This window comes from Pseudoalteromonas sp. 2CM39R (assembly GCF_023161845.1).
In genome coordinates this window covers 346,242-367,044 of sequence record NZ_JALNTM010000005.1, presented here as the reverse complement: position 1 = coordinate 367,044, position 20,803 = coordinate 346,242, and the positions used below count along the sequence as shown (strand labels likewise).

At 39.6% G+C, this 20,803-nt stretch carries 16 protein-coding genes and 1 other RNA gene; 10 read left to right on the top strand and 7 right to left on the bottom strand.

Going from position 1 to position 20,803, the window contains the following annotated elements; all coding sequences use genetic code 11:
- The first annotated feature begins 366 nt into the window (after positions 1–366).
- From MTF66_RS14110 to MTF66_RS14085, 6 genes are all read left to right on the top strand, one after another.
- Positions 367–2,421 (top strand): AAA family ATPase, encoded by a 2,055-nt coding sequence (locus MTF66_RS14110; protein WP_248527521.1) that lies wholly within the window; start codon positions 367–369, stop codon positions 2,419–2,421.
- Entirely contained in the window at positions 2,421–4,103 is a 1,683-nt protein-coding gene (locus MTF66_RS14105; protein ID WP_248527520.1) for a UvrD-helicase domain-containing protein, read from the top strand. The genes MTF66_RS14110 and MTF66_RS14105 overlap by 1 nt, the downstream gene beginning before the upstream one ends.
- A 78-nt stretch (positions 4,104–4,181) precedes the next feature.
- Positions 4,182–4,418 (top strand): hypothetical protein, encoded by a 237-nt coding sequence (locus MTF66_RS14100; protein WP_248527519.1) that lies wholly within the window; start codon positions 4,182–4,184, stop codon positions 4,416–4,418.
- Positions 4,419–4,511: 93 nt separating this feature from the next.
- Complete coding sequence (locus tag MTF66_RS14095) at positions 4,512–4,910, top strand: hypothetical protein (protein ID WP_248527518.1); 399 nt, start codon at positions 4,512–4,514, stop codon at positions 4,908–4,910.
- Positions 4,911–6,426: 1,516 nt separating this feature from the next.
- A complete protein-coding gene (locus tag MTF66_RS14090) occupies positions 6,427–6,909 on the top strand; it encodes a hypothetical protein (RefSeq protein ID WP_248527517.1) in 483 nt (160 codons plus the stop codon).
- 293 nt (positions 6,910–7,202) lie between these two features.
- The gene (locus MTF66_RS14085; protein WP_248527516.1) at positions 7,203–8,375 is read left to right on the top strand and encodes a tyrosine-type recombinase/integrase; all 1,173 of its coding nucleotides are present in this window, start codon (positions 7,203–7,205) and stop codon (positions 8,373–8,375) included.
- Between the two features lie 78 nt (positions 8,376–8,453).
- Here MTF66_RS14085 and MTF66_RS14080 read toward each other — a convergent pair whose 3' ends face one another.
- Both MTF66_RS14080 and ssrA read right to left on the bottom strand, forming a co-directional pair.
- Positions 8,454–8,843: an AlpA family transcriptional regulator gene (locus MTF66_RS14080; RefSeq protein ID WP_248527515.1), complete on the bottom strand. Its 390-nt coding sequence runs from the start codon at positions 8,841–8,843 to the stop codon at positions 8,454–8,456.
- Positions 8,844–9,088: 245 nt separating this feature from the next.
- Positions 9,089–9,447, bottom strand: a transfer-messenger RNA (tmRNA) gene (ssrA, locus tag MTF66_RS14075).
- A 277-nt stretch (positions 9,448–9,724) separates the two neighbouring features.
- Between ssrA and MTF66_RS14070 the strand changes: the two genes are divergently transcribed.
- Positions 9,725–11,350: a FapA family protein gene (locus MTF66_RS14070; protein ID WP_248527514.1), complete on the top strand. Its 1,626-nt coding sequence runs from the start codon at positions 9,725–9,727 to the stop codon at positions 11,348–11,350.
- Here MTF66_RS14070 and rnt read toward each other — a convergent pair.
- Positions 11,334–12,014, bottom strand: a complete 681-nt coding sequence (gene rnt, locus MTF66_RS14065; protein WP_248527513.1) for a ribonuclease T — start codon at positions 12,012–12,014, stop codon at positions 11,334–11,336. The genes MTF66_RS14070 and rnt overlap by 17 nt on opposite strands.
- A gap of 216 nt (positions 12,015–12,230) precedes the next feature.
- Here rnt and MTF66_RS14060 point away from each other — a divergent pair, with 216 nt between their 5' ends.
- On the top strand, positions 12,231–13,109 hold the full coding sequence (locus MTF66_RS14060; protein ID WP_248527575.1) for an OmpA family protein: 879 nt from the start codon (positions 12,231–12,233) through the stop codon (positions 13,107–13,109).
- A 21-nt stretch (positions 13,110–13,130) separates the two neighbouring features.
- Here the strand turns inward: MTF66_RS14060 and MTF66_RS14055 are convergent, their stop codons facing one another.
- Positions 13,131–14,036 carry a DMT family transporter gene (locus MTF66_RS14055; protein WP_248527512.1) on the bottom strand — a complete coding sequence of 302 codons (906 nt, stop codon included), beginning with the start codon at positions 14,034–14,036 and terminating at the stop codon, positions 13,131–13,133.
- A gap of 406 nt (positions 14,037–14,442) precedes the next feature.
- On the opposite strand from MTF66_RS14055, the gene MTF66_RS14050 reads away from it, so the two are divergent.
- Positions 14,443–15,645, top strand: coding sequence for an aromatic amino acid transport family protein (locus MTF66_RS14050; protein ID WP_248527511.1), 1,203 nt, complete (start codon positions 14,443–14,445; stop codon positions 15,643–15,645).
- Positions 15,646–15,709: 64 nt separating this feature from the next.
- Here MTF66_RS14050 and ggt read toward each other — a convergent pair whose 3' ends face one another.
- Entirely contained in the window at positions 15,710–17,368 is a 1,659-nt protein-coding gene (ggt, locus tag MTF66_RS14045) for a gamma-glutamyltransferase (protein ID WP_248527510.1), read from the bottom strand.
- 76 nt (positions 17,369–17,444) lie between these two features.
- Complete coding sequence (locus MTF66_RS14040; protein WP_248527509.1) at positions 17,445–17,990, bottom strand: GNAT family N-acetyltransferase; 546 nt, start codon at positions 17,988–17,990, stop codon at positions 17,445–17,447.
- Positions 17,991–18,039: 49 nt separating this feature from the next.
- Between MTF66_RS14040 and MTF66_RS14035 the strand changes: the two genes are divergently transcribed.
- Entirely contained in the window at positions 18,040–18,408 is a 369-nt protein-coding gene (locus MTF66_RS14035; RefSeq protein WP_054561854.1) for a hypothetical protein, read from the top strand.
- 41 nt (positions 18,409–18,449) lie between these two features.
- Here the strand turns inward: MTF66_RS14035 and MTF66_RS14030 are convergent, their stop codons facing one another.
- A complete protein-coding gene (locus MTF66_RS14030; RefSeq protein ID WP_055196989.1) occupies positions 18,450–20,672 on the bottom strand; it encodes a TonB-dependent receptor in 2,223 nt (740 codons plus the stop codon).
- Between the last annotated feature and the right edge of the window lie 131 nt (positions 20,673–20,803).

The following is a 20,803-nucleotide window of genomic DNA, read 5'->3' as shown; positions in this document are numbered from 1 at the left end:
GACTCCAGCTCCGCTGCCATGACAATTTCATTGCCACAACAGCTACGCGATTTGCTGTTGAGCTTCGCTCAAGCTTTTATTAACTTTTTCATGTTTGAAAAAGTTGTTTGAACTTCGTTATTTGACTTGCACGTTTACCGACCAAATTAACGGCCCTGTATCAAAGTCAATTTAAAGCCAACAATAGTCTATTTCAAAAAAAAGTCTGACCCCGAAAAGTGAACGACACTTAAAGCCCTATCTTCTTGTTTCTTAAGTGACAAACAAAGATAGCTTTGATAAGTTGTTTCAAAAATTTTTGCAGTAAACCTCTTTAATCTAACTACGTTGTTCAGATTGTTGGGTTTGTTTATTTAAGGGAACTAAATGAAGTTAAATAAATTATACATTTCTGGGTATAAAAGCGTCTCTACCGTTAATCCACAAGTAATAGAGTTCGATAAAAATGTCACTACTTTTATAGGGCATAATGGCACAGGTAAAAGCACAGCACTTGAAGCGCTAAATAAACTCTTTGCAACAGACCACTCACTTCGAAGTATTTCCCCGTCAGACTTTTACTTGTCTGACGAGGATGATAAATCAGCTGCTCGCAATTTAGTTATTGAAGCCTGGTTTAACTTTGACGCTTCCGATGGAAACATTTCGATACCTGCTCTTATCAATGGTTTAACCGCTACAAGTAACGATGGCGAAATAATATTTAGAGTAAGACTTGAAGCTAGTTTAAGTTTTGATTACAACCCACTTGGCGACGTTGATGAAAAGGTTTGGATCATTGATGGAGATATGGAAAACCCTGAAGAGGATAATAAACATCGTCTGTCCGCCGTGCAACGCAACGGTATTCAAGTCCATTATGTACCTGCAAACCGAGACCCACTTATTCAATTAAAGTATTCGTCAAAGGCGGTATTGGGGAGACTTCTGAGAGCTATAAAATGGCAAGAAGACGAACAAGCTCAATTTGAAACGCAAGCCCAAGAACTAAATAAGTTAACAATAGAAAATCCAGCGTTAGTTCAGATTACTTCAGCAATTAATGATAACTGGCAAAGTATTTATAAAGGGCAACACTTAAATGAAGCAACACTCAATTTTCCAGTTGGAGATATTGATGAGATATTAAAGTTAATTCAACTTCAATTTATGCCAGATGCGACTGGTAATAAAGTTGAGACTAGTCGTTTAAGCGATGGACAAAAATCTCTAGTTTATTTTGCGTTAACCAAGGCATTGTTTGAAATAGATAAAACCACTAGAAATGCTGTAGCTAAAGGGGAAGACACTAATTTTGACCCTGAAAAAATGAAACTTCCTATTTTCAGTTTAATTGCCTTAGAAGAGCCTGAAAATCACTTATCACCGCATTACTTAGGAAGAATCATTAAGCTCGTAAAAGAATACGGCGATAGTGAATTGTGCCAAGCTATCGTATCGACCCACTCTCCTTCTCTTGTGGGGAGAGTTGAACCGAATCAAATTAGACATTTCAGGTTAGATACAGATACAAAAAGCACACACATTCAGTCATTAACTTTACCAGGTGATGCCGACGAACAAGCTAAGTATATAAGTGAAGCGGTCAAAGCTTATCCTGAAATTTATTTTGCTAAGTTAGTGGTTTTAGGTGAAGGCGACAGTGAACAAGTTATAATACCAAAATTGCTAGAGTTCTATGAGACAGATATAGATTCTCACGCTATCTCAGTTGTTCCTTTAGGTGGAAGACATGTAAACCATTTTTGGCGACTATTGAATGCTTTAAAAATTCCATTTGTCACACTTCTAGATTTTGACATTGACAGAAATGGGGGCGGGTTCGGAAGAATTAATTACTGTGTAGAGCAATTGTCCAAGTTTAAGCCCGATATACACTACCTACACACTGAAATTTTAGATCAGATACCAGCTTGGAATTCACCAGCTAACCCAGCAAGCTTTTGTATTGATTTTCAAATCGATGAAACTTCAGAAATAGAAAGCATAAACATAGTTTCGAAACTCGAAGAAAATAACGTATTTTTCTCAAGCCCTCTTGATATTGATTACTCAATGATTTGCGCTTTTCCCGATATCTTTTGTGAAAAAGACAATGAATACGGCGAACGAGGCCCAGTTGAAGGTAAAGAGGATGAAGAAGATGCAGATAACGCTAAACGCAAAGCTGCATTAATAAAAGCTGTACTGAAAAAAGGTAACTCAGGAATGCGTTATGCATTTGGCGATGAATGGGAAAGGAATTTTCTATGGTATAGATATCGCTTTTTGTCAAATAAAAGTAAACCTGCATCCCATGTTCGCATGATCTTAAAAATTGAAGATAAATATGATGCTGACGAAATAAAGGCAAAGTTACCTCCTGAATTAACTAGGTTAATGAACAAAATTATCGACCTTGCTGAACAGGTTATTGAATAATGGTGGAATGGAAGCCATCACCAGGTATCGATGCTACTGACGAGTTGATGGATATTATCAATTTTGAGGGGTCTCTTTCTGTGTTAGCAGGCGCTGGTGCTGGTAAAACTGAATTACTTGCACAGAAAGCAAGTTATTTATTCGAAACTCAAAAATGTCCTTGGCCTAAAAGAATACTATCATTGACTTTTAAAACAGAAGCTCAAGAAAATATAAAACAAAGAATAGACCGTCGCTGTGGGGAAAAGTCGGAACGTTTCGATTCCTTCACATTTCATGGTTTTTGCAAAAGTATCATTGATAGGTTTAGAAATACACTAGATGAAGCTGAACGACCAAGCGATAATTACGATATTGTCTTAAGACAAGCTGATGCAAACGGCTCAGACAAAATACTAATGAGTGACTTGCCAACTTTAGCATTGAAAATAATAGCTCAGAGGGAAGATATTAAAAATATCTTTTCTTCATCTTATGAATATGTTTTTGTTGATGAATTTCAAGACACTACAACTCAACAATACTCTCTAATTAAGCAATTATTTTGTAATACTTCAGCTAAAGTTACTACAGTCGGTGACGTTAACCAAAGTATTATGCTTTGGGCGGGTGCCAGACCTTCTGTATTTACAGATTTCTTAAATGATTTTGCCGCGGAGAAAAAGCTACTTCTAAAAAATCATAGAGCTTCAATTGAAATTCAAAACATACTAAAAACAGTATTAGAGTTTGTTGAGGAAAAAGACGAGCCAATATCCGTATTACAAGATACTTCAGACAATTGTTCAGTACATATATTTAGTGATGAGTTGCAAGAAGCGAAGTTTATTGCAACTGAAATACAAAGAGCCATTCAAAATGGCGTCAAAGAAAGTGAAATCTGTATATTAACTAAACAGCAGTCAGCCAAGTACACTCAAATACTTAGGGGTGAGCTTAACAGGTTTAGTATTAATAATTTGGAAATGAGTGATTTACAAGACGCTTTGAAAGAACCTCTCGGCAGAATTTTTTCTTTGTTTTTTAAGTCGGTTGTTTGCCCAACACCAAAGGTTATTACTGAACTATATGACATTTATAGAAGTTTAAATCGAGTGGAATTAGGTGATGATCAAGAAGCTAAACTTACATCATTGATCGCAAATTTCATATCAGAGAAACAAAATAAATTTGATGCAACAGCAACTATCGAAGCAGTCATTTCTGATGTACAAGACTTTATTCATTTCCTCGACGTAAAAAAAATTAAAGGTCGCTGGAGGCAATACAAATCTAACGCCTACTATTCAAGTGTTTGGCATACATTGGAATTACACATGAGGGAAATGTACTCACAATCAGGAAACATTGGTGATGCTGTTGAGTTGTTTGCTGCTGAAAGTGCGGTTCATGTAATGAATATCCATAAGTGCAAAGGCTTGGAATACAAACATGTTTACTTTATTGGTTTGGAGGATCAAGCATTCTGGAATTACAGCAATGAACCATTTGAAAATAATTGTGCATTATATGTTGCTTTATCGAGAGCTAAAGAAAAAATATGTATAACCTACTGTACTATAAGAGAACATCGTGTAACGCAGTGGCGTGATAACAGGCAATCTACTTTCAATGCAGTTAAGCCAGTTTATAGTTTACTAATCGACAACTGTAAATTCAAAACCGTAAATCATACTGGATGAGTTTATTTACTTTAAGACTCTAAAAGTACCTTAACACGATACTACATAGTCATGCAGGACAAAACAAAGGAGGACTGCATGACTTCAAATCAAAGACTTAAATTGTTTTTCATTAGTGAATTGGCAACGATCTTCAAGGTGTTATCGGTAGTAATCTTAGTGACTATCATTCTTGAACGAGTTGTTGGTATGAAACTTTATGAATCCTATCCATATAGAGGTGGTTACGCGATTGTTGCTTGGCTTATAACAAGCTTATTGGAACTTAGTATGAGGATTTTCAAACTCAAACTTAAGAAGAAGTATCGTCAATAATCTGAAGCGCTCCATTGAGCGCTTTTTTTGTTTGCATCTCATTTAATTTTCATTAAGTTCAAGAAGTACCGAAACAAACATAGGTATAAAATTATGAACTTATTGAGTTATCAACTATTTGAACATTGCTCTGTTGAGTATGAGTCACCAACCACAGAACCAATGGCTCTTATAGAGACTTGTGAGGTTACTGTTACAGGAGTTAATCCATCAACTGGATTAGCATTAATAGACAATAGCTGTATTGACGCTGGCGGTAACTCATTTGGCGAATCAATTGATGTCGGCGTTAGTGATGCACTGGATACTAGTTGTTCAGTAATGAAAATTACTGATGCTTGTTTTGATGACTTAAGCAACTTAAGTATTGAACATGGCTCATCAAGTAGCGGTTTTATGCTCATCGATGATAATTTCGTGACATTCGATGATGACCACGGTGCATGTTGTTGGGGTGATGATATCTCAATGTCGATGAACGCAGAGTTTTAAAAATGGCTGTGAATACACGAGCGCTGGTATGAAGTCATTTCAACATGTCTTATTGGCCACATTGATACTGTTCGCAATAGGTACTTGGCTTATAACAACTGTAGCAAGATGGCTATACAAAAAGTTTAAACAAAAGATAAATAGATAAACTCACAAATCCTCGTTAGTTAGTGTCCTCCCAAAGCCTATTTTTACAATAGGCTTTTTTAAACTTTCATTGAAAATAATAGCATGAATGTCTATGCAGGAATAGCGCATAGAATCACAACCTGAGTGCTTTTTTTAAAATTCGCCCTCAATGACACTCTAAGGGTCCTAATTGGATTTTTAGCTGCGTAGGTATGATGTTTAGATGAAAGTTCACCAGAGAGGGTTATAGGCTAGTATTTGATGATACTTTAGGTTTCCGTTAGGTTGGTAAGTTTACTTAGCATCTTAGAAATTTATAATTAAAATCATCATTCTTTCTATCTAATTCTAATATCTCTAATCTAGATCTAGAGGGAGTTTCTAAAAAATGACATCTTACGAGTTAACCGCATGATTTTGATAAGATAAAGTGGGTATTATTTTGTTATGCGGGTATTTTTCAGTTATGTTTCTAAACCATACCTTTTAATGAATACATTGTTATATCAATAATTTATACGGGTATTTTTTAGTTATATTGGTTGGGTATTTTTCAGTTATTTATAACTAAATAATACCCGTCGGTTATAACTTATCCTTACTACTAAAAAATATTTAATTTCAATAAGTTAATTAAAAACCAACAAGCTTTGGGTATTTTTCAGTTATGTTTTCGTAAATTACAAAATGTTCAATTTGCAACCCAAAAAATCTAACCAGCTGTTTTTATTACATTTAAGTGGGTATTATTGAGTTATATCGGGTATTATTGAGTTATATCGGGTATTTTTGAGTTATATTTTTAACTGATACTTTCCACTAACACACTGTTTTTAATAAGCTTACTTGGGTATTTTTGAGTTATATTTTACTATTCATAATTTACAACAACAGAATCGAATATAAATATAAATACAATGCATAAGCACCCAGTCAAACCTTCATTTTACCAGGTTTATTATCAGGATCTTCTGGCGAACCTACCTAATGGCATAGATAGCAGTTTCCACCACTTGTATAACGCAAGCTTCCTTGGCATTTAGGGCAAACATCGAGGGATTCATACGTGCTTTCACCTTTCAATTTGGCTTCTTGTCTCGCTTTTGCATTCGCTTCATAAATATTGCCACGACCAGTGGCATCAGCTTTATTTCTAACTCTTTGTGTATTCTGCTGGCACGGACGACAACCGCCGTTCTTATATCTATCCATCGAGCCGCAGTTTACACATGGTTTTTTAGTTCTTGGCAACCTCTATAACCTCAATTTTCATTCTCACGTAAAAAATGCGCCACCTAATTCATCTTGATTAAATAGCTTCAACAACTGACGCAAAGGTCAATTGAAAACAAATAAATTAATAAGCACTAATTATATAAGGTCAAAGATGAATTATCCAAGATTTAAGAATGAACCTAAGACAATCAATGCTGATGAAGCTTTACATTTTTCTATCTGCTCCGCCAGCAGTAAAGATGAGTTTTTGTCTACTATTAAGTTACTGGCTAGCCAACATTGCAGTGATGCTATTTCAGTAAACAGCGACAAATCGTTAATAGACGTTGAAAGGCTCACTGATTTGTCGGTTGATGTTAAACGCTTATTGAATAGTGGCTGGGCATCTTCAGGAGAGCAGACGATTAGATTTGCTTTAGCCAGCATATATAACTCTCATGCTGTTATCGAAATATTACAAGAAAACTTCCTGTTTGAACTTGAAAAAGGCGGGTACATAAAAGTTCTCAAAGACATTGACTGTTATGCACCTAGCATCCCAGAAAAAGCACTTTTTAGCAGCGCTTGCACATCTCTAGATGAGAAAAACAAAGAGCTTTTGACAAAGCTAATGCTCAATTACAGTGGCTGGTAGCCGTTTCTAATGGACTCAATTAAGAGTTGCATTTGTTTTTTTAATTATTAATTTCAACACCAGAATAAAGGTCTGAGAAATCGTTATGTTAAGAGTTATTCCACTTAAAAAATACTGTGCGATCACCGGAGAGTCGGTTGGAGCTATAGAGAGGCGTATAGATCGCGGGTATTGGGTCTTAGGGGTTCATTACCACAAGAGGAAAGAAGTAAAAGAAAGAGCAATAGATCTCGACGCTATCGAAAAATGGTGGCGAGAAGGTAGCAAAGAGTTTTTGTAGTCGGAGAACAATAATGATTTTAAAAAAAGATGCAGAAAAATTAAAGAAGGCGCGTGGTGTGTCAATTAGATACCACAACAATCTGTCATCAGCAATTCAATTGGCTTTTACTTATAAGGGAGTTCAATGCCGAGAAACCGTTGGATATCAAGTTAACCAGCAAGGCTTGAATGCTGCAAGCAACTTGCTGGGTGAGATTAAAAATAAAATTGCGAAAGGCACTTTTTTCTATGCTGATTATTTCCCAAAATCAAAAAGGCTTGAATTATTTGGTGGTGCAGTAACTGGCGCGACTGTAAAAGATTATGTTGATAGATATATTGAAAATTCTGAAGAGCGCGGGTTAGCGCCATCAACTGTGACAGGTTATAAAAAATCACGAAATGGTTTAAAACCTTTATGGTTGGTTAAGGTTACAGAATTGGACCAATTGATGTTGGTGAACTTTGTAAAGGCTTCAAGTGCCAAAGTAAAGGCAAAGACGATCTCTAACCGACTGTCAGTTCTTCGCTCTGCACTTGATGATGCAATTATCGATAAATTGATTGCTCAAAACCCCGTTGCAGGATTTAAGGTTAGCAAGCATATTAAAGTTGAAAGTAATGTGAATGCTCGTAAACAACATAATGCTGTGACTCCATTTTCTCCGAATGAAATCGATAAGATTGTTGGAGCTTCCGAAGGAACCGTAAAAGCAATTATTCAGTTTTGCAATGAAACTGGTGTTCGTTCCAGCGAATGGGTTGCACTAAAAAAGCAGGATGTCTGTTTAATATCTCGTGAGGTTACTATTTACGAAGCTGTGGTTGAAAAACAAACAAAGGGAACGAAAACAATTAGTGGGAGGCGTTCAATTCCGATTTCTCAGGAAATTGCAGACCTTCTCGAAGAAGAAATGGATAAACATGACAGTGATTATGTTTTTCTTAATAGCTTAGGCGAACACTGGAACCAAGACTCTTTTAGAAAGCACCAATGGTCTAAAGTTTTAGAAAAGGCGGGGGTGAAGTATAGATACCCATATCAACTCAGGCATACCTTCGCTACACGCAACATATCGGAGGGTATCAATTTATGGAAGTTGACTAAACTCATGGGTCATAAATCACCACAGCAGCTTTATCAACACTACGGTAACTTCATTGACGCATATGAAAAAAAATCAAAACGGGAGAATGCAGCTTAAAAGCGTATATTCAGCCAAGACAAATAGCCAAAAACCATTGCCTTTTTAAGCAGTGGTTTTTGGCTATTTGTTTACTAGTCAGTTTTTAGGTGCGATTTTATCGTTTATCCAATTTTGAATATCTCCACGTCGCCATGCAACAGAACGCTCTGATAACTTAATACTTAAGGGAAATTCTGAATTTTTCATAAGGGTGTATATAGTTGAACGGGATAGCCCAACCATATTAATAACTTCTTCGCGTCTTATCAGATCGTTTGGACTTGTCGGGCGAAGTGAAGGTGTTTCATTTTGTACTAACTCTTTTATTTGTTCATAGTTAGGTTGCTGAACATCATTACTTTTAATTAGTTTTTTAATGGAGTCAATTTGACTAACGAGGTGCTGAAGTTCATCAATGGTATGCTTAGAGCGTAACTCTATATTATCGAGTAACATAACAATCGCTTTTTTATCTTTGGAATTCATGTTTATCATCAGCTATTAAAGAGACTTTAGGCTAGTAGTAAACAGTAAATGTGGCGATTTTCTCGTGCATTAATCGTGTGTTTTGACTTGTTTTCGATGAATAACAAAAATGCATAAAATGCTCTAAAGCCCTTTAAATTTGTGGTGTGCAGTAAAATTGTGGTTTGCAGTGGGTTACTAGTGGGGGTTTAGAAGTAAAAAACCGCTGTAAGTCACGTATTTCGTGCTATACAGCGGTTTTAAAGTGGTGGAGCTGGGGGGATTTGAACCCCCGTCCGAAAAGCCTCGACCTTTGGTACTACATGTTTAGTATCGTCTTTTAGTTAACCTTATACAGCTCGGACGAACACGATCTGCAAAGGCGAGGCCGCTTAGTTTTAGCCCTTCAACCCCGGCCAGGGTTTCCGTAGCGAGTCCGTGTAGGGTGACACTTCAGAACCGGGTCCACAGACATACACCGGAGAAGTGCTAGCGGGCTATTATGCCGCTAGAGCGTAGTTATCGTCGTTTGCGATTACTTTAAATTGCGGCTTTTTTACGAGGCCAACCGCACCTCGACATGCACCTCGGGCGTCTTGAATTCCGTCGAATCCTAATCAGCCCCTGAATTTGGTATCTCATTCAGAGTGTCCGTGCAGTATAACTGAGTAGCCTATTCATACTCAAGGCATTAATCGGGAAATTTTTGCTAAGTGCTTTTGAATGCTGAATTTTCAAGCAAGAAAAGTCAGTTTTTATACATATTTTTACATTTAATGCATACATTATCTTAACATAGTACAAAAGTTGTGCTGAAATAGGAGACGTTGTTACCCTTCTTCAAAATAACCTGTAGCAACACATAACTATAATAACAGGCAGTTTTTTACAGGGTTTTTCAGATGTCGATGTTTTCATTCGATGAACAAAGCGGCTATGTCTCTTTGTGTGAGCATCCTCGAGATGCGGGTTTTCCTACTACGAGTTCTCAATTAATTGAATTACTTGAGCAGTCTCCTTATGCCAGCTACGAATTTATCGACGCTAATATTGGTAAGTTGTTTATACCTAGCAACCAATATCAAAACCAATCTTTAGTGGTTGCTAAAGCGGTTGATGCTCACCTTGAAGTTAAAGTTGACGCTAAAAACATGGTGGTTGAAGCAAACCTAACAACTGCCCGTGGCGGTAAAATTGTGAGCATGGGTATGGCGCAAGAGGTGCTTACAGAGGCAGGTGTTATTAAAGGCATTAGTATGCGGGCGCTTGATACCTTTTTAGGCCAACAATTTAAGCAACCACCGGGCGCCCATTACACCGCAATTGTTGCCCATGGCAGAATGCCTAAAGAAGGCACTGATGCTAAATTCGTGCGCTTATGCTCTACAGCACAAGACCGCGTTCTTAGCCCGCAAGCGACCTCTGGCGGTAAAGTCGACATGCGTAATTTAGGTGCCATTATTACCGTTAAGCCGGGTACACCATTAATGCAACGAGTTCCTGCAACACCCGGTGAAGATGGCTTTACTGTGTTTGGTGATGTGATGCCTGCAAAACCTGGTAAAGATTTACCTCTTGAGCCATTCGAAGGAACGCGAATTGATCCAAACAATAGCGATATGTTGATTGCCGATGCTAAGGGCGTGCCCGTTGCCCTACCCCGCGGAATGCGCGTGGACGACGTATTGTGTTTTCATCATGTTGATGTAAGTACGGGCCATGTCGAATTTGATGGCAGTGTCATTATCAGCGGTGATGTAAAAGATGGTATGCGCGTCAAAGCCACGGGTGATATCACTGTTTTAGGCTTTGTTGAATCAGCCACAATTGAAAGTAAAAGTGAAGTCACCGTGATGCTTGGGGCTGTTGGCAGAAAACGTGAAAACGTCGAGAACTTTACCTGCAACATCACGGCTTCGCGCACTATCTCTGTTGGTTATGCCCAGTACTGCCATATAAAAACAGAGCAAGATTTATTCATTGAACGCCAAGCCTTGCATTGTGACTTAAGCGCTCGCCGCCTTATTCGAGTCGGCAAAGCCAATAACCCGCGAGGCAAAATCATTGGTGGCAATATTTTAGATGCGATGCGAATTGAAACCGGTGAGCTTGGTGCGCCATCAGGCACTAAAACACGGGTTTTTATAGCTCAGTACTGGCATGATTTACGTCAAAAGCAGCAACAAATTAATGACTTTGAAAAGTTATTAGCGACAAAAGCGGCAGCCTTACAACAAGCTCGCAAAAAGGCCAGTAAAATACCAGACCCAGCCCAGCGTGCGCATTACATTAATAAGATCACCGCAAGCGAGCAGCAGATTAAAATTAAAACGGCCAGCACGAAGAAAAAGAAACACTTAGTGAAAATTAAGATTGCGCGCTTATTAGCAACAAGCCGCTTAAAAGTGAATGAATTAATGCATCCTGGGGTGGAGCTTAAGATAGCGCAAGAGAGTAAACAGTTTTCACGTATTTACCCTCCTAACATGGTACGATTTTTTGAAGGCAAAATTACTCAGTCGTTTTGACGGCTGAGTCTTGCTCTTCTTCTGTCGCTTCAGTTTCAGGCAATGGCCAACCGCCGAGTTGTTGCCAGCGATTAACGATTAAACAAAACAGTTCTGCTGTGCGCTCGGTATCATAAAGTGCTGAGTGAGCTTGTTTATTATCAAACTCAATACCTGCCGCCCTACACGCTTTAGCTAATACTGTTTGCCCTAATGCAAGGCCTGCCAGTGATGTGGTATCAAAGCTAACAAACGGATGAAATGGCGTGCGCTTAATTTTACAACGCTCAATGGCAGCATTTAAAAAGCCGTGATCAAACGCTGCATTGTGTGCTACTACCACTGAACGCTGACAACCCGCTGCTTTTTGTGCCTTGCGCACAACTTTACAGATTTCTTTAATCGCTTCTTCTTCAGGCACTGCACCACGCAGAGCAGAAAAAGGCTCAATACCATTAAATTCAATGGCCGCTTGTTCGATATTAGCGCCTTCAAATGGCTCAACATGAAAATGCACAGTATGATCAATACTTAACACACCGTCGTCATCCATTTTAAGTACAGATGCAGCAATTTCTAATAACGCATCGGTGTCTTTGTTAAAACCTGCAGTTTCAACATCAATCACAACGGGAAAAAAGCCACGAAAGCGTTTTGCGAAAAGAGTTTGTTCAGTATTTTCCATAGTCTTCTTGGTTTGCCAGTGTAAGCTGGCTATTATGTCAAAAACCACGGCTACTCTGCTAGAGTAAATAGTGTGAAATCGCAGATTCTTACTGAGTTTTTAGGCACATTACTTGCTTTATATTATTCAGCTAGCCCTGTGTTTAGTGCGCTAAAGCAATTAAACACAAAAATTGCCAATTATTTGGCATTGATGATTTGTTGGAGAATTACCGTGATGAAGCTTTCATTACTTCCTTTAAGCCTAGGCCTATTAACCTCAGTTGCAAGTATAAATGCGCATGCAGCCATGCGTGAGTATACCGCTAATGCAGATATGTCGAACTGGCAAATGGTTAAAACATCTCGCTTAGAATGCCAATTAAATCATGAAGTTCCTTACTATGGTGAAGCAATTTTCAGCACCACTGCCAGTAAAAATAAAGACGTAAACTTTAACCTTGATATGGTCGTACGCCCAGACAACTACAGTATTGCTGGTCTAAAAGCCGTACCACCTAGTTGGCGTGCAGGTATACCTGCTCGCGACTTGGCGAATATGAAACTATTACGTAAGTTTGACGGCGAGCTTGGCAACAAAACTGCTTGGGAAATGCTCACCGAACTTGAAAAAGGTTACCAACCGACATTTTATTACCAAGACTGGCAAAACAGTGCCGATAAAATTGCCGTTGGTTTATCGAGTGTCAACTTTAAGCAAGCTTATTGGGCGTTTTTACAGTGCCGAGATGCAATGCTGCCTTACAGCTTTGAAGATATTTCGTTCACAGTGATGAACTATGAGCCTAATACTAGCAAGCTGACTAAATCATCACAAAAACGCTTAGATAAAATTGGTGAATACTTAAAATACGACACCAACATCGAATCTATTTCAATATCATCTTACACCGACAGCTACGGTGGTCGCTGGAACAACCTCGAATTATCAAAAAAACGCGCTAAAGCGATTAAGGATTACATTGTTAGCTTAGGGGTCGATGAAAGCAAAGTAGATACCGATGGTTACGGTGAAAAGCGCCATGTAGCCAGCAATGACAACATTTTAGACCGAAACAAAAACCGTCGTTTAGTCATTCAAATTGCAAAAATGTAGCCGCCGAAGCGGCTACTAGCTTTAACTCATTTCTACCGACTTCACGCGCTTAAAGCGCTTTAACCACTTATCGCCAAACTGAAAAAATGCAAGGCTAATCATAATGATGGTCGCGCCAACAATCAATGCTTGGTCAATGGGCTCATCATTAAGTAAACCACCAATCGCGATTGCAAAACTTGGTGTGATCAGGGTTGTTAATGCGACCGTGCTGGCATTCAACTTCTGCAATACATGAAAATACGCCAGCGCACCAATTAATGAACCAAACACGCCTAAGTAAACAATTGAGTACAGTGATTTTGCACTCCACATCTGGCTATTAAGTTGGCCATCTACCAGCAACCAAGTAATAAAAAACAGTGGTGTTACAAAAACCAACGCACCAAATGTGGTGGCGATTGGATGAATAGCAATTCTTACCCGTTTGATCATGACACCGCTCAAACTAAAAAAGCACACAGCCATAAATACATATAACAGGCCACTAAGCTGCTCTACCCCACCTTGAATATGGCGTTGGCTTACTAAAAATAAACCAATTAAGGCACAGCCAAGTGCGCCAAGCTTAATGGCGCTAAACTTAGGTTCGTTCAAGATCTTTTGCGCAAGTAAGCCCGATAAAATTGGCGCAAGGCCAAACATCAATGATATTAACCCTGAAGGCACTGTTTTAGCAGCCATGTAGCTTAATAACATGCCGCCAAAAATACCTATGCTTGAATAGCCATAAAGGAATAAAGCACGACGATGCCAGGGCACTCGAATATTGGCAACAGCAACGACAAACGAAGCCAACACCAGCCCCACCAGCATGCGTAAAAACACAGCCAGGGTTGGTGCTACCGTTTCACTACTCCAAACAATACCCAGTGGTGTTGTTGACCAAATCACCACCATTAAAAAATATGAGGCTTTAACAGGCACAAGCTTATTCCTTTAAAAAGGCGAAAAAAGCGGAAGAGAATTTAATTGGGAAATAACCAACCGCTAAGAACGCGGTTAGTAAAACTTACTTAATTAACCGCAGCACATAACAGACCATACGACTGATGAGGTCAGGCGCATACAATTGTTTGTTGGTCGTTGGTTTAGCTGCATCATGGTATTTAATAAAGTAAGTTGAAGAAGCTTAAGAATCCGCCTAAATGGTGATTTTGTCAACACGAATACTCATGCTATTTGGCAAAAAGTTATTTGCTGATTTCAACAGCCTGTTTGCACATGTAAATCATAGGTTACATTTAATTTCTTTGATTTATAACAAAACTATTTAAGTTTTGTTAAACAAGTTATATCTTGCTTGCCTCTCACGAAGTTTAAGGGGCAAAAAGTGCTTAAAAATAAAACAATAGGTAGCATGTTAATTGTTGCTGGCACCACCATAGGTGCAGGGATGCTGGCATTGCCTATCGCCTCCGCAGGGCTTGGTTTCACAACAGCGTTATCACTAATCTTTTTAACTTGGGTTTTAATGACCTACACAGCATTGCTGATGCTAGAGCTCCATCAATATGCCGACAGAGATGCAACCCTCAATACGTTAGCTAAGTCATGGTTGGGTAAACGTGGGCAATGGGTCGCTAACTTTTCAGTGATGTTTTTGTTTTACGCATTATGCGCTGCGTATATCGCAGGTGGTGGTGCGCAATTACAAGAAAAGCTCAACAATGGTTTATCGCTTTCTTTAGCGCCGCAAGTTGGCTCAGTAATTCTGGCTGTTGTGATTGGTACTGTGGTGACACTTGGTACCAGCAAAGTCGATAAACTTAACCGCGTACTGTTCACCATTAAAGTGTGCGTACTAGCCAGCTTATTTTATATGCTGACGCCTTATGTACACGGCCAACACTTACTTGAAATGCCGATTGAACAAGGTCTGATTTTATCTGCAATCCCGGTGGTGTTTACCTCGTTTGGTTTTCATGGCTCTATTCCATCGATTGTGAAATACGTGGGTTTAGATATCAAAACACTTCGTAAAGTAATGGTGGCAGGTGCAGCATTGCCTTTAGTGATTTACATTTTTTGGCAATTACTTAGCCAAGGTATGATGAGTCAAAGCGACTTACTGCAAAGCCAAGGTTTACCGGGATTTGTAAGCAGTGTTGCTAGCATCGCTCAAAGCCCACATGTTGCCACAGCAGTAAACATTTTTGCTGATTTAGCGTTGGCCACGTCTTTCTTAGGCGTGAGTTTAGGTTTATTCGACTTTTTTGCTGATGCATTTAAAAAAGGTGATGGCAGTAAAGATCGTATCAAAACAGCCTTGATCACCTTTTTTCCACCGCTAGGCTTTGCGCTATTCTATCCACAAGGGTTTATTATGGCACTTGGCTACGCCGCCATTGCGCTGGTTATTTTAGCGGTGTTTTTACCGGTTGCTATGGTCTATAAGCAACGAAGCAGCAAACCTGATGCGGGTTACCAAGTTAAAGGCGGTAATATTGGCTTAGCACTGGCCGCCCTGTTTGGTGTGCTTATTATTAGTGCTCAAGGTTTACAAATGGCGGGGCTTATTCCAGCGATTGGTTAAACAGCCCACCAAATCAAAAAAAGCACCCGAGGGTGCTTTTTTTGTACCTATGTTTAAGGTTTAATTAAAACACCATTGCCTTACCACGGCCAGATGCTTCAGATGCCGCATCTAACTTACCGTCTTTATTGATGATCACATGCATATCACCAAAATGGCGTTCATCAAGTGTATAACCCATCTTCTCAAGCGCTTTAACAACCTTTGGTTCAAGGCCGGTATGGTATCTAATCACATTTTTAGGCCATAACTGGTGATGAAAACGTGGGCTGTCTACCACTTGCTCTGCAGTCATATCAAATTCAACCGCATTTAAAATAGACTCATACACAGAGCTAATTATCGTGGTGCCACCCGGAGAACCAGTTACCATTTTAACTTTGTTATCCTGAAGTAGAATGGTCGGTGTCATTGAGCTCAACATACGTTTATGAGGTTGAATTTCGTTAGCTTTACCACCAATTGCACCAAATACATTCATCACACCTGGCTTGGCACTAAAATCATCCATTTCGTCATTCAAAATAAATCCTGCTCCCGATACAACCACACCGCTACCAAAACTTAAGTTGATGGTCGTGGTATTAGCAACGGCATTGCCCCACTTATCTAGGATAGAAAAATGCGTTGTTTGCTCACTTTCGTGTAAACCTGGTTTAATGTTCTCAGTTGTTGAAATAGCATCTGGACGAATTGTACTTGCACGATTTCTAAGATAATCATCTGCAAGTAGAGCGGTTTTTGGCACCTCATAAAAATCAGGGTCACCTAAATATTCAGCTCTGTCGGCAAATACGCGTTTACCTACTTCAGCCAAAATATGAACATAGGTGGTTGAGTTGTGCTCAAGCTTTTCTTTTGGCTTTGCAAGGTCGTACATTTTTAGCCATTGTAAAATAGCAATACCACCTGAACTTGGCGGTGGCGATGTGAGCACTTCGTAACCGCGCCAGTTACCCTTAATTGGTGTACGCGACTTAGCTTGATAAGCTTTTAAGTCTTGCTCAGTAATAATGCCGCCGTGTTGCTTCATAAACGTCGCAATGATCTTCGCTGTCTCACCTTCGTAGAAACCTGCTTTACCTTGATCACGAATACGTTTCAATGTGGCGGCAAGTTCCGGCTGTTTAAATACCTTATTTGCTTTGGCATCGGCAAAGTAATCAGCAAAGTTAATGTTTACCGATTTTTTGGCCATTCGCGCAATGTAACGCTCGATACTTGCGGCTAGCTTAGGATGCACAATAAAGCCCTGCTCGGCTAATTTAACCGCAGGCTCTAGCAGAGTCTTCCACTCTAAGCTGCCGTGCTTTTGATGGGCAAGCCACATTCCAGCAACACTGCCCGGAACTCCACTTGCGTGAATACCGTAAACAGACATGTTATCAATAACATCGCCTTTATCATCAAGGTACATATCGCGATGAGCTGCAGCAGGGGCTGTTTCGCGGTAATCTATAAAATCACCTTTGCCATCTTTTTGGATCAGCATAAAGCCACCGCCACCAATGTTACCGGCTTCTGGTAAAGTAACCGCTAATACAAACTGTGCCGCAATTGCCGCATCAACGGCGTTGCCGCCTTGCTCTAAAATAGCCCGCGCCGTATCACTGCTGTAACTATCTGGCATCGCGACAGCCGCTTGCTTTGCAAAGCTTGACGGATGAAAGAATATCGCGGTAACGATCAACAAATGTGCCGCGTATTTGACTAAATTTGCCATGGTACTTCCTTTTTCTTGATGTTATTTTGACCATTTAGACATGTGAAACCCATAAGGTCAATTAGTTACGGTTAACTTAGCTAAGCTGCTCTTTAGGACATGAATAAAGTACTGCAGGTAATTCACCTTGCTCATCTTTATGGGTATAGTTTTTTACAAACTTAAGGCCTAGTTTTTCCATCACCTTTATTGAGCCTAGGTTATCTTTAAGTGCTGTGGCACTGAGCGACTTTATTTCTTCTGGCTCGCTTACGGCTTTAGCAATGGCAAGTGCTGCCTCAGACGCATAGCCTTTGCCCCAGCTCATTTTTTTAAAGCGCCAGCCAATTTCTAAATCACTAAAATCAGGCTGTTCAAAAAAGCCCATAGGCCTGACTAATACCCAACCGATAAATTCATTGCTCTCGATGATGTTTACTTGCCAAAGCCCCCACCCTTTTTGCTCATTTTTATAGGCATTCAAGCGTGGAATAAACACCTCTTTAATGGTCTGCATAGTGGATACTTTGCCACGAGTTAAATGTTTCATTACCTCAGGGTCGTTATCGAGCTCATAAAGTAGCTCGGCATCATTTTCATCCATTAACCGAAAACTTAATCGTGCTGTTCTAGCTATATTCATTTTTTATTGCTTATACTGCTTAATAGTTGATTAACCATTAGAGAAAAATATGAACAAATTAGCAAGCTTAGTTTTATTAGGCTGTATTGCCTTAACGGGTTGTGATGACGCAGAGCAAGCCAAAAAAGATGCCAGCGAAGCAAAAGATGAAGTAAAGCAAGCCCTAAATGATGCTTGGAGCGACGTAAAAGACGCCACCAATGAGTTTAACGACGACTCACTGCAAGAGTTACTCGAAGAGAGTAAGAAAATGGGCTTGAGCATGTATGACGACGGTAAAGAAATTGCCTTAGATGCATGGATTGAGAGTAAAGAAGCGGCTGGTGAGCTTTCTGAAAAAACCAAACAAAAAGCAAAAGAACTGGCTGAAGAATTAAGAGAAGCGCGCGAAAAACGCGAGCAAGAGAAAAATAATTAAAAAGAAAGGGCAAGTATTTACTTGCCCTTTTTTGTTAGTAATTAAAGCTCAAATTCTTTTTTGAATTTTAAGCCAAATTCACTTCGGTCATTGCTGCGCATTACGCCAACAAAACCAGATTGTTGTAAACGACCCACATCGTATACTTCGTTTAACACGTTCTCACCGTAAAGAGTCACTTCAAAGTCACCGTTCGGGTTTAAGTAAGAAATGTTGAAGCCCACTAATTCACGAGAATCAATGTGTTCACTTTGGTTGTAAACTGATTGACCTTGCATATCGCTACGGTATGAGTAGTTAGCGTTTACTGCCACTGTGCCACCGTTACTTAAATCAATGAAATAAGAAGGTGCGACCATCACAGTCCAACGTGGTGTTAGTGCTGGTGAGTCACCTTTACCAATACCTAATACACCGTCATCTACTTCTGTGATTTCTGAATCTAGGTAACCAATTGCGCTACGTAGCGTAAAGTCATCAGTAAATGCGATTGTTGTCTCAAGCTCGATACCTTGTGCTTTAGACTCACCCGCATTTTCTACGATAGTAACGAAACCGCCACCTGCAGTTGGATCTGAGAATGGTAATGCCAGATCTGTGTAATCAGTAACAAACACCGCTAGCATCATAGATACGTCTTCATGTACTTGACCTTTTAGGCCAAGCTCGTAGTTAATTGCTTTTGTTTCATCGAAAGAAACAAATTGATCAGGGCCACCAAATGGACGCGGTGGGAAACCACCTGTTTGATAACCTTTTTGAATTTGGCCATACACGTTCATGTTATTGCTAAGCTGGTACGACGCATTTAAATCCCATGTTACCGCATCAAAATCTGCACTCACGTATTTACGTGTCGCAAACGTTGGGAATAAGGCATCAGCTTCTTTTTTATCTTTTGAATAACGTAAACCACCGCCCACAGTTAAATCGTCGCTTAGGTCATAGCTCGCATTGATATAAGCTGCGTATGAGTTAGTTTCTTGGTTGATATCAAAGTAACCGTAATCACCAAAAGACGCTGTAGTACCATCATTCAGAAGACCATCAGGTGTGTTGAATGGGCTAAATACAAACGGGCCAGAGCTTGTGAAGCCATCTTCATTAAAGAAGTATAAACCAGACACAAAGTCCATGTTATCGAAGCTACCGTTTAACTGGATTTCGAATGAATATTGATCTGCGCCGCCTTCTTCAGGAAACTCTGATAAGTTAAGGGCAACAGCGTCATCATCAAGACCCCCTTCGTATTCTGAGCTACGGTAGCTGGTGATGAACTTAGCTGTATACGTATTATTGATATCCCAGTCAGCGGTTAATGAAGTACCCCAGCCTGAATAAGCCGTCGACTCAATACCCGCTACCGTCGTTGCTAAGTCATCAGGATCGCTTGGTAACATGTCTTCAGTAAGTAATGGGAAATCACCATTGAATGGGTCATTCGGATCAAGTGGCGCCGTTAGTTCAATTGTGTATGGTGATTGGCCTGATTCGTTATCAACACCATCAATTGAGAACACAAAAGATAAGTCGCTGTTTGCTTGCCATTTAAGCGCCATACGACCACTTAACTCTTGCTCTTCACCAATTTCTTTTTCTGGGTTTGCAAGGTTAATCGCTTCACCTACACCATCGCGTTGCTTATAAGACACGCTTGCAGACATGCTTACAGTGTCGGTAAGGCTGTTATTAAAGTAAACGTCACCGGCTAAACGACCACGGCTACCTACTTTTGCATTTGTAGTCACAATGCCTTCATCACCAGGTTGCTTAGTAATAATATTTACTGCACCACCTAATGTGTTACGACCGTACAAAGTACCTTGTGGACCACGTAATACCTCTACACGCTCAACATTTGGTAATGATAAGTTAGAGCCCATTTGGCGACCAAGGTAAACGCCATCTAAGTAAACACCTACACCCGGATCAGTTGTGATCACGTGGTCTTGTAAACCAATACCACGAATAAATACAGATGCATGGGCCGCATTACCTACACCATAACGAGTGATGTTTAGGTTAGGTACATATTTGCCGATGTCTTCTAGGTTGCTCATGTTCGCTTTATCAATCAGGTTTTCACCGATTGATGTCACTGCGGTTGGCGACTCAAAAATGCTTTCTGTACGCTTACGCGCTGTTACTTCGATTTTTTCGAAAGCATCTTGTTTAGCAGTGGTTTTTTCTTGCTCAGCAAAAGCTGAAGTAGATAATGCAGCAACAATAGCTACAGTTAACTGTGAGAGGTGACGTAATTTCAATTAAAACTCCAAAGGATACCGTGTGTGTGTATTTTTACCCGTAAATTTCAGGCATAAAAAAAGACGCTTAGGTATAAGCATCTTTCCTCTGGAGGGGCATTATATGTCAGTTTTGTGAAAATATGTATAAT

What these genes read in the sequence shown, in the direction of transcription:
- ggt (WP_248527510.1), bottom strand. Translation starts at nt 17,368, where the DNA reads ATGGCAAATTTAGTCAAATACGCGGCACATTTGTTGATCGTTACCGCG.
- MTF66_RS14100 (WP_248527519.1), top strand. Translation starts at nt 4,182, where the DNA reads ATGACTTCAAATCAAAGACTTAAATTGTTTTTCATTAGTGAATTGGCA.
- MTF66_RS14095 (WP_248527518.1), top strand. Translation starts at nt 4,512, where the DNA reads ATGAACTTATTGAGTTATCAACTATTTGAACATTGCTCTGTTGAGTAT.
- MTF66_RS14080 (WP_248527515.1), bottom strand. Translation starts at nt 8,843, where the DNA reads ATGAATTCCAAAGATAAAAAAGCGATTGTTATGTTACTCGATAATATA.
- MTF66_RS14060 (WP_248527575.1), top strand. Translation starts at nt 12,231, where the DNA reads ATGAAGCTTTCATTACTTCCTTTAAGCCTAGGCCTATTAACCTCAGTT.
- MTF66_RS14040 (WP_248527509.1), bottom strand. Translation starts at nt 17,990, where the DNA reads ATGAATATAGCTAGAACAGCACGATTAAGTTTTCGGTTAATGGATGAA.
- MTF66_RS14070 (WP_248527514.1), top strand. Translation starts at nt 9,725, where the DNA reads ATGTCGATGTTTTCATTCGATGAACAAAGCGGCTATGTCTCTTTGTGT.
- MTF66_RS14090 (WP_248527517.1), top strand. Translation starts at nt 6,427, where the DNA reads ATGAATTATCCAAGATTTAAGAATGAACCTAAGACAATCAATGCTGAT.
- MTF66_RS14110 (WP_248527521.1), top strand. Translation starts at nt 367, where the DNA reads ATGAAGTTAAATAAATTATACATTTCTGGGTATAAAAGCGTCTCTACC.
- MTF66_RS14085 (WP_248527516.1), top strand. Translation starts at nt 7,203, where the DNA reads ATGATTTTAAAAAAAGATGCAGAAAAATTAAAGAAGGCGCGTGGTGTG.
- MTF66_RS14035 (WP_054561854.1), top strand. Translation starts at nt 18,040, where the DNA reads ATGAACAAATTAGCAAGCTTAGTTTTATTAGGCTGTATTGCCTTAACG.
- MTF66_RS14105 (WP_248527520.1), top strand. Translation starts at nt 2,421, where the DNA reads ATGGTGGAATGGAAGCCATCACCAGGTATCGATGCTACTGACGAGTTG.
- rnt (WP_248527513.1), bottom strand. Translation starts at nt 12,014, where the DNA reads ATGGAAAATACTGAACAAACTCTTTTCGCAAAACGCTTTCGTGGCTTT.